General features: G+C 52.3%; 12 protein-coding genes. 3 read left to right on the forward strand and 9 right to left on the reverse strand.

Going from position 1 to position 14991, the window contains the following annotated elements; translation table 11 throughout:
- Window positions 1-219: 219 nt before the first annotated feature.
- The 3 genes from IM299_RS21645 to IM299_RS21655 all read left to right on the forward strand — a co-directional run bounded on the left by IM299_RS21645 (window position 220) and on the right by IM299_RS21655 (window position 2533).
- The gene (locus IM299_RS21645; RefSeq protein WP_193358091.1) at window positions 220-1761 is read left to right on the forward strand and encodes a sensor domain-containing diguanylate cyclase; all 1542 of its coding nucleotides are present in this window, start codon (window positions 220-222) and stop codon (window positions 1759-1761) included.
- 146 nt (window positions 1762-1907) lie between these two features.
- On the forward strand, window positions 1908-2216 hold the full coding sequence (locus tag IM299_RS21650) for a PTS sugar transporter subunit IIB (protein ID WP_010425948.1): 309 nt from the start codon (window positions 1908-1910) through the stop codon (window positions 2214-2216).
- Window positions 2216-2533, forward strand: a complete 318-nt coding sequence (locus tag IM299_RS21655) for a PTS lactose/cellobiose transporter subunit IIA (RefSeq protein WP_008503455.1) — start codon at window positions 2216-2218, stop codon at window positions 2531-2533. Before IM299_RS21650 ends, IM299_RS21655 begins: the two co-directional genes overlap by 1 nt.
- A 58-nt stretch (window positions 2534-2591) precedes the next feature.
- Here IM299_RS21655 and rpoC read toward each other — a convergent pair whose 3' ends face one another.
- From rpoC to IM299_RS21700, 9 genes are all read right to left on the reverse strand, one after another.
- Window positions 2592-6815, reverse strand: coding sequence for a DNA-directed RNA polymerase subunit beta' (gene rpoC, locus IM299_RS21660; protein ID WP_028015097.1), 4224 nt, complete (start codon window positions 6813-6815; stop codon window positions 2592-2594).
- A gap of 76 nt (window positions 6816-6891) precedes the next feature.
- On the reverse strand, window positions 6892-10920 hold the full coding sequence (rpoB, locus tag IM299_RS21665; protein ID WP_015569976.1) for a DNA-directed RNA polymerase subunit beta: 4029 nt from the start codon (window positions 10918-10920) through the stop codon (window positions 6892-6894).
- A gap of 319 nt (window positions 10921-11239) precedes the next feature.
- Window positions 11240-11605: a 50S ribosomal protein L7/L12 gene (gene rplL, locus IM299_RS21670; RefSeq protein WP_002445276.1), complete on the reverse strand. Its 366-nt coding sequence runs from the start codon at window positions 11603-11605 to the stop codon at window positions 11240-11242.
- Window positions 11606-11671: 66 nt separating this feature from the next.
- Complete coding sequence (gene rplJ / locus IM299_RS21675) at window positions 11672-12169, reverse strand: 50S ribosomal protein L10 (RefSeq protein ID WP_003862338.1); 498 nt, start codon at window positions 12167-12169, stop codon at window positions 11672-11674.
- 289 nt (window positions 12170-12458) lie between these two features.
- Entirely contained in the window at window positions 12459-13163 is a 705-nt protein-coding gene (rplA, locus tag IM299_RS21680; RefSeq protein WP_006810530.1) for a 50S ribosomal protein L1, read from the reverse strand.
- 3 nt (window positions 13164-13166) lie between these two features.
- On the reverse strand, window positions 13167-13595 hold the full coding sequence (gene rplK / locus IM299_RS21685; protein ID WP_008503452.1) for a 50S ribosomal protein L11: 429 nt from the start codon (window positions 13593-13595) through the stop codon (window positions 13167-13169).
- A gap of 156 nt (window positions 13596-13751) precedes the next feature.
- The gene (gene nusG, locus IM299_RS21690) at window positions 13752-14297 is read right to left on the reverse strand and encodes a transcription termination/antitermination protein NusG (RefSeq protein ID WP_003862341.1); all 546 of its coding nucleotides are present in this window, start codon (window positions 14295-14297) and stop codon (window positions 13752-13754) included.
- A 1-nt stretch (window position 14298) separates the two neighbouring features.
- Window positions 14299-14682: a preprotein translocase subunit SecE gene (gene secE, locus IM299_RS21695; protein WP_003862342.1), complete on the reverse strand. Its 384-nt coding sequence runs from the start codon at window positions 14680-14682 to the stop codon at window positions 14299-14301.
- Between the two features lie 227 nt (window positions 14683-14909).
- Window positions 14910-14991, reverse strand: an 82-nt coding sequence (locus tag IM299_RS21700) for a hypothetical protein (RefSeq protein ID WP_000340867.1), incomplete at its 5' end; no start/stop codon positions are given.

Genomic DNA, 14991 nt, shown 5'->3' on the forward strand with positions numbered 1-14991 from the left:
CAGGGCGAAAAGCTTCTTCCTCGTTTCGCCCTGCCTCCGATTCCGTGCATAAGAGGGGCGCAAAAGTATGGATAAGGAATTTCTTAGTGATTCTTAAGATAAATCATCTCGCCTGAAATCGTGTTCCGTATAATTCACCGCTAACCGCAGGACAGCGACTATGCTGAGAGGATATCGGCAGACAAAAAAATATTCACCATCAGGATCGATGTACAACTCATGGCACTTCACAGCAAAAAGCTCTCTTTTACCCGGCCAATCATGCTCAGCTTCGCGGGGATCCTGTGCAGTTTTGCGCTGATCGCGGTCGTGGTCTCTCTTTCGCAAAGAAAGGATTTCCTTGAGGATTATCACAAGATTAACAGTAACTTCACGCATAACCTGGCGGTTAACTATACCGAATCAATCCTGCGTGAAAACGACTATATCCTTGGTCGCTCTGCGATGTACTTTGCCCGCAGCGAGATACTGAATGAGACGCTCAACGTCAACCCGACGCAAGGGCTGCAGATGTTGATGCATTTGCAAAACCTGATGCCGACCGTGTCATCCATCTCGCTGGCCGACACAGAGGGACATTATTTACACGCTCCAGAAGCGCCTCCCACGGAAAAGAGTAAAAACGTCGATCCGCGGACGCGCCCGTGGTTTGTCGCGCACGCAGAAGCCAGTATTTTCAGCCATTATACCCACCATTATACGGACTACTTTACCGGGCATCCGACAGTTACGCTTTATAAGCCATTGATTTCAACAGAAGGCAGACTCAAGGGTACCCTCGCTTTTCATCTTGACTTGACGTCGATGGGGTATACCCTTCGACAAATGGTGGCCCCCGTACAAGGGGAATTCTTCGTCGTCGAACGCGACGGGACCGTCGTGCTGCACCCAGATACAGGCGCCCTGTTCAAAAAGTACGTGAGCGAAGCGCTGATGGACAAAATGACCAGCGGCGAAGGCCATCTTTACGACCGGAAAACCAATGCCTGGTATTACTACTACTCTTTCACGAACCCGGACTGGTTTGTTATCTATCGGGTATCTGGCGCAACGCTTACCGATATCACCCGCCACGAAACCACTATCGTTGGCTGGGGCTTTGCGCTGGCAGCCATCATCATCATTCTCTTCGGCCTTTATCTGCGTCATGCCTCGCGTACCGTATTAATGACTATTATCAATGCGATCAAAACGGGCGATGTCAGCCAGGCACCGCGTCTGGAAGCGATGCTGAGCCACACGATTCAGTCCAATAAAGAGCGGGAGATGGCGTATGTTCGCCAGGCGACTCACGATGCGTTGACCGGCTGCAAAAACCGCCGCGCGTTTGACAATGATGTGGATGAACTGCTGACCGCCCACCAGCCTTTCGCACTGGCGCTGATTGATATCGATAACTTCAAATCGATCAACGACACATGGGGACATCTGAGTGGTGACATTGTCCTGCGTAATGTGGCGCGCGAAGGGATCCAGATAATGCAGCCACACAACATCTCGGTTTATCGCTACGGTGGAGAAGAGTTCGCGGTGATCTTCCAGGCCGAGCAGATCGCTGCCGCATTCTCATTGCTTGACGCCTGGCGCACCGCCGTTGAAAGGCGCGTCTGGCGGGAAGAAAACCTGCACGTTACGTTCAGTGCGGGTCTGGGGGAATGGCATTTCGAACCGCTGGAACAACTGGTGGGAAGTGTCGATAACGCGCTTTATAGCGCTAAACAGCAGGGAAAAAACCGTATTGTTCGCACTGCCGTCGGCTGACTTTCTCTTTTACTCGAAGAATTGTAACCGGTTTCAGAAAAATGCCGCTTTCTTTGTGATGCCTGACACACAATCGCGGTAAAGCGGTTGTTGAAGCTCTCTGCGCAGGATAATTATCAATAAACACATGTAGATCGAGGCTGATTATGAAGAACATCGTTTTATGCTGTGCAGCGGGAATGTCAACCAGCATGCTGGTTCAACGTATGAAAGATGCCGCGCAGAAAAAAGGGGTTGAAGTCACCATTAAAGCCGTTCCGGTTGCGGAGTTTAAAGACAATATCGCGACGGCCGACATCGTATTGCTGGGGCCACAGGTCAAATACGAGCAGGCTAAACTGCAGGCACAGGCCGACCCGCTGGGCAAAAAGGTCGCGGTGATCGACATGATGGATTACGGCATGATGAAAGGCGATGCCGTACTGGAAAAAGCGCTTAAACTGCTGGAGTCATAATGGAAGACTTAGAAACCACAATCATGGAACTGCTGGTCAACGCCGGTGCGGCCCGCAGTGCGGCCCTGACGGCTCTGCAGATGGCGCGTAAAGGTGAGTTTGACGAAGCTGAAAAAGCGATGGAAGAATCCCGCGAATATGTGAAGCACGCGCATACGATCCAGACGCAGCTTATTGGTCTTGACGAAGGGACCGGGAAACTGCCGGTTAACCTAATCACCGTTCATTCTCAGGACCACCTGATGAACGCGATGGTTATTCAGGATCTGGCGGGCGATATGATTGAGCTTTATCGACGCATCCCGTTAGTGAATTGAAGAAATGCAGATATAAAAAAACCCGCCGAGGCGGGTTTTTTATTTACGGCATCAACGATTACTCGTTGTCGGAACCGCCCAGACCTGCGTTCAGCAGTTCTGCCAGGCTCGCGGATGCATCTTCAGCAGTAACCTGCGGTGCTGCTGGCAGTTCGCCCGCAGCGCGACGACGCATACGATCCTGGTGGTACGCATAACCGGTACCGGCAGGGATCAGACGACCCACGATGACGTTCTCTTTCAGACCGCGCAGTTCATCACGTTTACCCGCAACAGCGGCTTCGGTCAGGACACGAGTCGTTTCCTGGAACGATGCTGCGGAGATGAAGGACTCGGTTGCCAGAGACGCTTTGGTGATACCCAGCAGATCGCGTGCGAAGGTCGCACCGATTTTGCCGTTCGCTTCCAGATCGCGGTTAGCGATCTTAACGCGTGAGTATTCAACCTGCTCGCCTTCCAGGAAGTCGGAGCTGCCCGCGTTTTCGATGGTTGCTTTACGCAGCATCTGACGAACGATAACTTCGATGTGCTTATCGTTAATCTTAACGCCCTGCAGGCGGTATACGTCCTGTACTTCGTTAACAATGTAACGAGTAACAGCATGCACACCACGCAGACGCAGGATGTCGTGCGGCGCTTCTGGACCGTCGGAAACCACGTCACCACGTTCTACACGTTCGCCTTCGAACACGTTGAGCTGACGCCACTTAGGAATCATCTCTTCGTACGGCTCGCTGCCATCTACTGGGGTGATAACCAGACGGCGCTTACCTTTAGTCTCTTTACCGAAGGAGATGATCCCGCTGATTTCAGCCAGGATTGCAGGCTCTTTCGGACGACGTGCTTCGAACAGGTCCGCAACGCGTGGCAGACCACCGGTGATGTCCTTGGTACCGCCGGATTCCTGAGGAATACGCGCCAGGGTGTCACCAGAGCTGATCTGTACGCCATCTTCCAGCTGTACAATCGCTTTACCCGGCAGGAAGTACTGCGCAGGCATATCGGTACCCGGGATCAGAACGTCGTTACCCTGAGCATCAACGATTTTCAGTGCAGGACGCAGATCTTTACCGCCGGTAGTACGTTCAGCAGAATCCAGAACCACCAGAGAAGACAGACCGGTCAGCTCGTCGGTCTGACGAGTAATGGTCTGGCCGTCGATCATGTCAGTAAAGCGGATGAAACCACTTACTTCGGTGATAACCGGCATGGTGTGTGGATCCCAGTTTGCAACGGTTTCACCGCCGGCAACCTGCTCGCCATCACCTTTCGCCATAACCGCACCGTAAGGCACTTTATAGCTCTCTTTGGTACGACCGAATTCGTCGATCAGCTTCAGCTCGGTGTTACGAGAGGTCACAACCAGCTTGCCTGCGGAGTTAACAACAGACTTCGCGTTGCTGAGCTTGATGCTACCTTTGTTTTTCACCTGAATGCTGGATTCAGCAGCCGCACGAGATGCCGCACCACCGATGTGGAACGTACGCATCGTCAGCTGTGTACCCGGCTCACCGATGGACTGTGCCGCGATAACGCCGATGGCTTCACCTTTGTTGATGATGTGGCCACGCGCCAGGTCACGACCGTAGCAGTGCGCACACACACCAAAGTCGGTGTCACAGGATACAACGGAACGCACTTTCACAGAGTCAACAGAGTTCGCTTCCAGCAGGTCACACCACTGTTCGTGCAGCAGGGTGTTGCGTGGAACCAGAATGTCTGCGGTGCCCGGCTTCAGAATGTCTTCCGCGGTCACACGACCCAGTACGCGATCGCGCAGCGGCTCTTTAACATCACCACCCTCGATAACCGGGGTCATGGTGATACCTTCGAGGGTGCCACAATCGTCTTCAGTCACAACCAGATCCTGCGCAACGTCAACCAGACGACGCGTCAGATAACCGGAGTTCGCTGTCTTCAGTGCGGTATCCGCCAGACCTTTACGCGCACCGTGCGTGGAGATGAAGTACTGGAGTACGTTCAGACCTTCACGGAAGTTCGCGGTGATTGGCGTTTCGATGATGGAGCCATCTGGCTTCGCCATCAGACCACGCATACCTGCCAGCTGACGAATCTGTGCTGCAGAACCACGCGCACCGGAGTCGGCCATCATGTAGATGCTGTTGAAGGAAACCTGCTGCTCTTCGACGCCGTCACGGTTAATCACGGTTTCGGTTTGCAGGTTATCCATCATCGCTTTGGATACACGATCGTTCGCCGCTGCCCAGATATCGATAACTTTGTTGTAGCGTTCGCCCGCGGTTACCAGACCAGACTGGAACTGCTCCTGGATCTCAGCAACTTCAGCTTCCGCTTCAGAGATGATCTCGTGTTTCTTCTCTGGGATGACCATGTCATCGATACCAACAGATGCACCTGAACGCGCTGCATAAGCAAAGCCGGTATACATTGTCTGGTCAGCGAAGATAACGGTCGGCTTCAGACCCAGAATGCGGTAACAGGTGTTCAGCATTTTGGAGATCGCTTTCTTGCCCAGCGCCTGGTTGACGATGGAGAAAGGCAGACCTTTCGGTACGATCATCCACAGAATGGCACGGCCAATGGTCGTGTCTTTCAGGCTGGTCTTCGCAACGAATTCGCCGTTTGCATCTTTTTCGTATTCGGTGATACGCACTTTAACGCGCGCATGCAGAGAGGCCAGGCCAGCGCGATAAATACGCTCAGCTTCTTTCGGGCCAGTCAGCACCATGCCTTCGCCTTTGGCGTTAACACAGTCACGGGTCATGTAGTACAGACCCAATACAACGTCCTGAGAAGGAACGATAATTGGTTCACCGTTCGCTGGAGACAGGATGTTGTTGGTAGACATCATCAGCGCACGCGCTTCAAGCTGGGCTTCCAGCGTCAGCGGTACGTGAACAGCCATCTGGTCACCATCGAAGTCGGCGTTATAGGCCGCACAAACCAGCGGGTGCAGCTGGATAGCTTTACCTTCGATCAGGACTGGCTCAAATGCCTGGATACCCAGACGGTGCAGGGTTGGTGCACGGTTCAGCAGTACCGGGTGTTCGCGGATAACTTCGTCCAGGATATCCCAAACGACAGCTTCTTCACGCTCAACCATTTTCTTAGCGGCTTTGATGGTGGTGGCCAGGCCACGCAGCTCCAGCTTGCCGTAGATGAACGGTTTGAACAGCTCCAGTGCCATTTTCTTCGGCAGACCGCACTGATGCAGACGCAGGTATGGACCTACGGTGATTACAGAACGACCGGAGTAGTCAACACGCTTACCGAGCAGGTTCTGACGGAAACGACCCTGCTTACCTTTGATCATGTCGGCCAAAGATTTCAGAGGACGCTTGTTAGAACCGGTGATCGCACGACCGCGACGACCGTTATCCAGCAGGGCATCTACCGCTTCCTGTAGCATACGTTTTTCGTTGCGTACGATGATGTCCGGCGCAGCCAAATCCAGCAGACGTTTCAGACGGTTGTTACGGTTGATAACGCGACGATACAGATCGTTCAGATCGGACGTTGCGAAACGACCACCATCCAGCGGAACCAGCGGACGCAGATCTGGCGGCAGAACCGGCAGAACGGTCAGGATCATCCACTCTGGTTTGTTACCAGACTGAACGAACGCTTCCAGCAGTTTGATACGCTTGGTCAGCTTTTTACGCTTGGTTTCGGAGTTGGTTTCGTTCAGCTCTTCACGCAGCTGCTCGCACTCCTGCTCCAGATCCATGCTCTTCAGCAGGGCCTGAATAGCTTCCGCACCCATCTTCGCGTCGAATTCGTCACCGAACTCTTCAAGCGCGTCCAGATACTGCTCTTCGGTCAGGATCTGGTGACGTTCCAGGTTCGTCATCCCGCCTTCGATAACTACATAAGATTCGAAGTACAGAACACGTTCGATATCGCGCAGCGGCATATCCAGCAGCAGACCGATACGGGACGGCAGAGATTTCAGGAACCAGATGTGAGCAGTCGGAGACGCCAGCTCGATGTGGCCCATACGCTCACGGCGTACTTTGGTCTGGGTCACTTCAACGCCGCACTTCTCACAGATCACACCGCGGTGTTTCAGGCGCTTGTACTTACCGCACAGGCACTCGTAATCTTTTACTGGCCCGAAAATACGCGCACAGAAAAGGCCGTCACGCTCAGGTTTGAACGTACGGTAGTTGATGGTTTCCGGCTTTTTAACTTCACCGAAAGACCATGAACGGATCATGTCTGGCGAAGCCAGAGCAATTTTGATCGCATCAAACTCTTCGGTTTTAGTCTGCGCTTTCAGAAACTTTAATAAATCTTTCACGGATTTGCTCCCGTCGGAGTTAGCACAATCCGGTGCCGGGGGTTAACCCGGCACCAGTGACCTGTTTGAGCGAGAATTACTCGTCTTCCAGTTCGATGTTGATACCCAGCGAACGAATCTCTTTCAACAGTACGTTGAAGGACTCTGGCATGCCTGGTTCCATCTGATGGTTGCCGTCCACGATGTTTTTATACATCTTGGTACGACCGTTCACGTCATCAGACTTAACGGTGAGCATTTCCTGCAGGGTGTATGCCGCGCCGTATGCTTCCAGCGCCCACACTTCCATCTCCCCGAAGCGCTGACCACCGAACTGTGCCTTACCACCCAGCGGCTGCTGAGTAACCAGGCTGTAAGAACCGGTAGAACGAGCGTGCATCTTGTCGTCGACCAGGTGGTTCAGTTTCAGCATGTACATGTAACCTACGGTTACTGGACGCTCAAACTGTTCACCGGTACGGCCGTCAAACAGCGTAATCTGACCAGACGTTGGCAGACCACCCAGTTGCAGCAGCTCTTTAATTTCAGCTTCTTTTGCACCGTCGAATACCGGCGTTGCAATTGGCATACCTTTGCGCAGGTTCTCTGCCAGACGCAGCACTTCTTCATCGCTGAAGGTGTTCAGGTCGACTTTCTGACGCACGTCGGTACCCAGATCGTAGGCACGCTGGATGAATTCGCGCAGTTTCGCGACTTCCTGCTGCTGTTTCAGCATGGCGTTAATCTTGTCGCCAATACCTTTCGCAGCCATACCCAGGTGAGTTTCCAGGATCTGACCAATGTTCATACGAGACGGTACGCCCAGTGGGTTCAGTACGATATCTACCGGCGTACCGTTAGCATCGTGCGGCATATCTTCGATCGGGTTGATCTTAGAGATAACACCCTTGTTACCGTGACGACCTGCCATCTTATCACCAGGCTGGATCTGACGTTTAACAGCCAGATACACCTTAACAATCTTCAGCACGCCTGGTGCCAGATCGTCGCCCTGAGTGATTTTGCGGCGTTTCGCTTCGAGTTTTTTCTCGAACTCGTGTTTCAGTTCGTCATACTGCTCAGCCAGCTGTTCCAGCTGATTTTGTTTCTCTTCGTCGGTAAGGCCGAGTTCCAGCCAGCGATCGCGTGGCAGTTTGTCGAGCTTCTCAGCTTCAACGCCACCGGCAACCAGCACCGCATAGATACGGCTGAACAGACCTGCTTCGAGGATCTGCAGTTCTTCAGACAGGTCTTTCTTAGCCTGTTTGAGCTGCATCTCTTCGATTTCCAGCGCACGCTTATCTTTTTCAACGCCATCACGAGTGAAGACCTGAACGTCGATAACCGTACCGGAAACACCGTTTGGTACGCGCAGAGAAGAGTCTTTAACGTCAGACGCTTTCTCACCGAAGATAGCACGCAGCAGTTTCTCTTCTGGGGTCAGCTGGGTTTCACCTTTCGGCGTCACCTTACCTACCAGAATGTCGCCGCCGGTCACTTCCGCACCGATGTAAACAATACCGGATTCATCCAGCTTGGAGAGCGCAGCTTCACCCACGTTAGGGATGTCGGCGGTGATCTCTTCTGGCCCCAGCTTGGTGTCACGGGACACACAGGCCAGTTCCTGAATGTGGATGGTGGTGAAACGATCTTCCTGAACCACACGCTCGGAGACGAGGATGGAGTCTTCGAAGTTGTAACCGTTCCACGGCATGAACGCTACGCGCATGTTCTGACCGAGCGCCAGTTCACCGAGGTCGGTGGACGGACCGTCTGCCAGCACGTCGCCGCGCTCAACTGGCTCACCCAGAGATACGCAAGGCATCTGGTTGATACAGGTGTTCTGGTTAGAACGGGTGTATTTGGTCAGGTTGTAGATGTCGATACCCGCTTCGCCCGGATACATCTCGTCTTCGTTAACTTTGATAACGATACGGGATGCGTCAACGTACTGAACGGTACCGCCACGCTTAGCAACTGCAGTAACACCGGAGTCAACGGCAACAGCACGTTCCATACCGGTACCAACCAGCGGCTTATCAGCACGCAGAGTTGGAACGGCCTGACGTTGCATGTTCGCACCCATCAATGCACGGTTGGCGTCATCGTGTTCCAGGAACGGGATCAGGGACGCACCGACGGATACCACCTGCTGGGTGGATACGTCCATGTAGTCAACCTGGTCGCGGCTGAACAAGCTGGATTCGCCTTTGCTACGGCAGGTAACCAGATCTTCTACAAAGTGGCCTTCGTCATCCAGGTTGGAGTTCGCCTGAGCGATAACGTAGTTGCCTTCTTCGATAGCAGACAGGTAATGAATTTCGTCGGTAACCACACCGTCGGTCACTTTACGATACGGGGTCTCAAGGAAACCGTATTCGTTCGTCTGTGCGTACACGGACAGGGAGTTGATCAGACCGATGTTTGGACCTTCAGGCGTTTCGATTGGACATACGCGACCGTAGTGAGTCGGGTGTACGTCTCGAACTTCAAAGCCTGCACGTTCACGGGTCAGACCGCCTGGGCCGAGTGCAGAGATACGACGTTTGTGCGTGATCTCAGACAGCGGGTTGTTCTGGTCCATGAACTGAGACAGCTGGCTGGAACCAAAGAACTCTTTCACTGCTGCAGAAATCGGCTTGGCGTTGATCATATCCTGAGGCATCAGGGTATCCAGATCGCCCAGAGACAGACGCTCTTTCACCGCACGCTCTACACGTACCAGGCCAACGCGGAACTGGTTTTCCGCCATTTCGCCTACGGAACGGATACGACGGTTGCCGAGGTGGTCGATATCGTCCACTTCGCCTTTACCGTTACGGATATCGATGAGCTTCTTCATCACTTCGATGATGTCGTCTTTGCTCAGGATACCGGAACCTTCGATTTCGTCGCGCAGCAGAGAACGGTTGAACTTCATACGACCTACCGCGGACAGATCGTAGCGGTCTTCGGAGAAGAACAGGTTCTCGAACAGGCTTTCAGCCGCTTCGCGAGTTGGTGGCTCACCAGGACGCATCATGCGGTAGATTTCTACCAGCGCGCTCAGACGATCGTTGGTTGGGTCGACGCGTACAGTCTCAGAGATGTACGGACCGTGGTCCAGATCGTTGGTGAACAGCGTTTCGATACGTTTGTGGCCAGACTGGCTCAGCTTAGCCAGCAGATCCAGGCTCAGCTCCATGTTCGCCGGGCAGATCAGCTCGCCAGTTGATTCATCAACGTAATCTTTCGCGGCTACTTTTCCTGCAATGTATTCAACCGGAACTTCGATGTGTTTGATATCATCTTTTTCCAGCTGGCGGATGTGGCGCGCGGTGATACGGCGACCTTTTTCCACATACACTTTGCCGTCGGCTTCGATGTCGAACGACGCGGTCTCACCACGCAGACGTTCCGGCACCAATTCCATCTGCAACTTGTTGTCGCGGATTTCAAAGATCACTTTCTCAAAGAACAGGTCCAGGATCTGCTCAGTGGTATAGTTCAGTGCACGCAGAATGATGGTTGCAGGCAGTTTACGACGACGGTCGATACGGACAAACAGGTTGTCTTTTGGATCGAACTCGAAGTCCAGCCATGAACCACGGTAAGGAATGATGCGTGCGTTATACAGTACTTTACCGGAAGAGTGTGTTTTACCTTTATCGCTGTCGAAGAAGACGCCCGGGCTACGATGCAGCTGGGAAACGATAACACGCTCAGTACCGTTGATAACGAAAGTACCGTTGTCCGTCATGAGTGGAATCTCACCCATGTAGACTTCTTGTTCTTTAATGTCTTTTACGGTGCCTTCCGGCGCTTCGCGCTCGTAGATCACCAGACGCAGTTTTACGCGCAGCGGTGCGGAATAGGTCACGCCACGGATCTGACATTCCTGAACGTCAAACACCGGTTCGCCAAGGCGGTAGCTGACGTACTGCAGCTCGGAGTTACCGCTGTAGCTCTGAATCGGGAACACGGAACGGAAGGCTGCTTCCAGACCGTACTGCCCTTCAGGATCTTGCTCGATAAACTTCTGGAACGAGTCAAGCTGGATAGAAAGGAGATATGGAATGTCCAGAACTTGTGGACGTTTACCAAAATCCTTACGAATACGTTTTTTCTCGGTATAGGAGTAAACCATAGGGTTCCTCAGCTCGCTGACAAGTCGACCCATCTGTCCGACGAAGGGACAGTTTGTGCAACACCATTTTGTGGACCGGAAAATTGAATACTTTCCGCAATACCTGTTGCTATCACGCTTAAACCATTTCATTGCGATTTACACAGAGCGAGCACCCTGTCGCAGTATATTAAGTCGTCGATAGAAACAAGCATTGTCAGGACAATCAGCAGTCAAACAGTGTGAAATGCTACTGATGCCTTACAGCGCAAAAAGGCTGGTGACTAAAAAGTCACCAGCCATCAGCCTAATTGCTTAGGCTGCAACCAGAAAAGTTGGCTTATTTAACTTCAACTTCAGCGCCAGCTTCTTCCAGAGATTTTTTCAGTGCTTCTGCGTCGTCTTTGCTCACGCCTTCTTTCAGCGCAGCTGGAGCAGATTCTACCAGGTCTTTAGCTTCTTTCAGACCCAGGCCAGTTGCGCCACGTACTGCTTTGATAACAGCAACTTTGTTCGCGCCAGCAGCTTTCAGAATTACGTCGAATTCAGTTTTTTCTTCAGCAGCTTCAGCCGGGCCAGCAGCTACAGCTACAGCAGCAGCAGCAGAAACACCGAATTTTTCTTCCATTGCAGATACCAGCTCTACAACGTCCATTACGGACATAGCTGCAACTGCTTCAATGATTTGATCTTTAGTGATAGACATTTAAATTGTTCCTGAAAATCAGAATAAGTTTATACGTAAGCAAATGCTTTATAAAGATAACTGCGATTAAGCAGCTTCTTTCGCATCGCGTACAGCAGCCAGAGTGCGAACCAGTTTGCCAGCCGCAGCTTCTTTCATGGTTGCCATCAGGCGTGCAATTGCTTCTTCGTAGGTCGGCAGGGTTGCCAGGCGATCGATTTGCGATGCCGGGATCAACTCACCTTCAAAGGCTGCAGCTTTGACCTCAAATTTTGCATTCGCTTTAGCGAACTCTTTGAACAGACGAGCAGCAGCGCCCGGGTGTTCCATAGAGTATGCAATCAGGGTCGGACCAACAAACGTGTCTTTCAGGCACTCGAACTGAGTACCTTCAACTACGCGACGCAGCAGGGTGTTACGAACAACACGCATGTATACGCCAGCTTCACGACCTGCTTTACGCAGTTCAGTCATTTTGTCTACAGTAACGCCACGGGAATCCGCAACTACTGCAGACAGCGCGCCTTTGGCTACTTCGCTGACTTCAGCAACAATCGCTTGTTTGTCTTGAAGATTTAAAGCCATTAGCTTTGCTCCTGGATGTTTGCCGGAACTCATGTTCCGGAACTCACTTCACTCAACCCAACGGGAAGAGCGTCTTAATACGGTGAGCAGAAACAAGCCAGAGTATTAAAAATAATCTTAGCGTTCTGTCACCGTCTACGCAGGGGATTAAGTTTCTTGCGAAACACCTGCGGTCTTCGACGGAGGCCTGGATAGGCCAGGCTCCAACGAACAAATCTTTTAGCCGCTAACTTTCGTTAGCAAACGTGGGGGTAAGATTGTAGACAAAATCACCGCCCACGTAAAGGCATTAGTTTGCAGCAGCGCTCAGGCCAGCCTGGTCAACTGCAACACCTGCACCCATGGTGGTGGAGATGCTAACTTTCTTGATGTACACGCCTTTCGCCTGAGTTGGTTTAGCTTTTTTCAGCGCAACCAGCAGAGCTTCCAGGTTTTCTTTCAGTTTGTCAGCGTCAAAGTCCACTTTACCGATGGTGGTGTGGATGATGCCGTTTTTGTCGTTACGGTAACGAACCTGACCTGCTTTAGCGTTCTTAACCGCTTCAGCAACGTTAGGGGTTACAGTACCCACTTTCGGGTTTGGCATCAGGCCGCGTGGACCCAGAACCTGGCCCAGCTGGCCAACAACGCGCATTGCATCTGGAGAAGCAATAACAACGTCAAAGTTCATTTCGCCTTTCTTGATCTGATCAGCCAGATCTTCCATACCTACCAGTTCAGCGCCGGCAGCTTTAGCAGCTTCAGCGTTTGCACCCTGAGCAAATACAGCTACGCGAACGGAACGGCCAGTACCGTGTGGCAGTACAGTTGCGCCACGAACGTTCTGATCGGATTTACGAGCATCGATGCCCAGGTTAACGGCAACGTCAACGCTTTCAACGAACTTAGCAGTCGCCAGTTCTTTCAGCAGAGCAATAGCTTCGTTGATGTCGTACTGTTTGGTCGCATCAACTTTGTCACGGATCACGGACATGCGCTTGGTCAGTTTAGCCATTTCTTAGTCCTCCACTACCAGGCCCATGGAACGTGCAGTACCTTCGATGGAGCGAGTCATCGCTTCAATGTCGGCACCAGTCATGTCGGCAGCTTTGGTCTGCGCGATTTCCTGCAGCTGAGCGCGGGAAATTTTACCCACTTTGTCTTTGTTCGGTTTACCGGAACCAGACTTGATACCAGCCGCTTTCTTCAGCAGAACTGCTGCTGGAGGGGTTTTGGTAACGAAAGTGAAAGAACGGTCAGCGTAAACAGTGATTACGACTGGGATTGGCAGACCTTTTTCCAGGGATTCAGTTTTTGCGTTGAACGCTTTACAGAATTCCATGATGTTCACACCCTGCTGACCCAGAGCTGGACCAACTGGTGGACTTGGGTTCGCCATACCAGCTGCAACCTGCAGCTTGACGTAGGCTTGTACTTTCTTAGCCATTCTAAAATCCTCTGATTGGGTAATAGCGCCTCAGGGAGGCTCCCCGTGAATAAAATTCGTTTTACGGGCCGGGACCCATAAAAACAAAAGGCGCGAAATTGTATTCCAATCCCGCGCCTTGTGCAACGATTAAATCGTCGCTTTTTTGATCGCTGCTTAGGCTTTTTCTACCTGGGCAAAGTCCAGCTCTACCGGGGTCGCACGACCGAAGATAGAAACAGAAACTTTCAGGCGGGACTTCTCATAGTCCACTTCTTCAACCACGCCATTAAAGTCAGCAAACGGACCGTCATTAACACGAACCATTTCACCCGGTTCAAACAGCGTTTTCGGACGCGGCTTATCACCCACCTGCTGCAGGCGGTTCATAATCGCATCAACTTCTTTGTCGCTGATTGGCGCCGGACGGTCAGACGTGCCGCCGATAAAGCCCATCACACGCGGCACGCTGCGCACCAGGTGCCAGCTCGCGTCGTTCATAACCATCTGAACCAGCACGTAACCCGGGAAGAATTTGCGCTCGCTTTTGCGACGCTGGCCGCCACGGATCTCAACCACTTCTTCGGTCGGAACCATAACTTCGCCAAACAACTCTTCCATGTTGTGTAATTTGATATGCTCACGCAGCGACGTTGCTACGCGGCCTTCAAAACCGGAAAACGCCTGAACGACGTACCAGCGCTTTTTAGGGGCTTCAGACATCTCAGAACCTCAGGCCAGTGATAAAGGATACCAGGCGAACCAGAATACCATCCAGTCCCCACAGGATCAGTGACATTACAGCGGTTACCGCCGCTACGATCAGCGTGGTGTGCAATGTTTCCTGGCGAGTCGGCCAAATGACCTTGCGGACTTCGGTACGCGCTTCGCGGGCAAACGCAACGGTCGCTTTGCCTTTTGTCGTCAACAGCGCGACACCACCCGCCGCAGCAATCAGAATTACCACTGCAAGCGCGCGTAGCGGCAGCATCATGTCACGATAAAGATAGTTGCCGACAATCGCCACAATCAGCAGCACGGCTACAACTACCCATTTCATCGCTTCCAGGCCGCGCCCGCTCCCTTGAGCTTCGGTATTCGCACTCATAAACCAACCTGTCAGAAGTATTCTACAAACATTTTCACCCCGCGAGTGCGAGGCAAACCAATCGAAATGCTATTCGCTTTTCGTATTATACGCTCTCCGCAGAGCCTGTCTCAGCAATGATTATGACAAAATTAATCACTGATGAGCCAGGTTCTGATATGAAAGCGTGCAAAAAGGGCATCAAATGATGCCCTTTTATTGCGCATTGCGTCAAATGTTATCAGCGATTAGCCGAGAACTTTAGCAACAACGCCCGCGCCAACGGTACGGCCGCCTTCACGGATTGCGAAACGCAGACCGTCGTCCATC

Source organism: Enterobacter cloacae complex sp. P47BA, from assembly GCF_014930485.1.
Taxonomy (GTDB): domain Bacteria; phylum Pseudomonadota; class Gammaproteobacteria; order Enterobacterales; family Enterobacteriaceae; genus Enterobacter; species Enterobacter bugandensis.

Excerpts from the sequence above, each read along its gene's own strand:
- IM299_RS21645 (WP_193358091.1), top strand. The coding sequence starts at position 220 with ATGGCACTTCACAGCAAAAAGCTCTCTTTTACCCGGCCAATCATGCTC.
- IM299_RS21650 (WP_010425948.1), top strand. The coding sequence starts at position 1,908 with ATGAAGAACATCGTTTTATGCTGTGCAGCGGGAATGTCAACCAGCATG.
- IM299_RS21655 (WP_008503455.1), top strand. The coding sequence starts at position 2,216 with ATGGAAGACTTAGAAACCACAATCATGGAACTGCTGGTCAACGCCGGT.
- rpoB (WP_015569976.1), bottom strand. The coding sequence starts at position 10,920 with ATGGTTTACTCCTATACCGAGAAAAAACGTATTCGTAAGGATTTTGGT.
- rplL (WP_002445276.1), bottom strand. The coding sequence starts at position 11,605 with ATGTCTATCACTAAAGATCAAATCATTGAAGCAGTTGCAGCTATGTCC.
- rplJ (WP_003862338.1), bottom strand. The coding sequence starts at position 12,169 with ATGGCTTTAAATCTTCAAGACAAACAAGCGATTGTTGCTGAAGTCAGC.
- rplA (WP_006810530.1), bottom strand. The coding sequence starts at position 13,163 with ATGGCTAAACTGACCAAGCGCATGTCCGTGATCCGTGACAAAGTTGAT.
- rplK (WP_008503452.1), bottom strand. The coding sequence starts at position 13,595 with ATGGCTAAGAAAGTACAAGCCTACGTCAAGCTGCAGGTTGCAGCTGGT.
- nusG (WP_003862341.1), bottom strand. The coding sequence starts at position 14,297 with ATGTCTGAAGCCCCTAAAAAGCGCTGGTACGTCGTTCAGGCGTTTTCC.
- secE (WP_003862342.1), bottom strand. The coding sequence starts at position 14,682 with ATGAGTGCGAATACCGAAGCTCAAGGGAGCGGGCGCGGCCTGGAAGCG.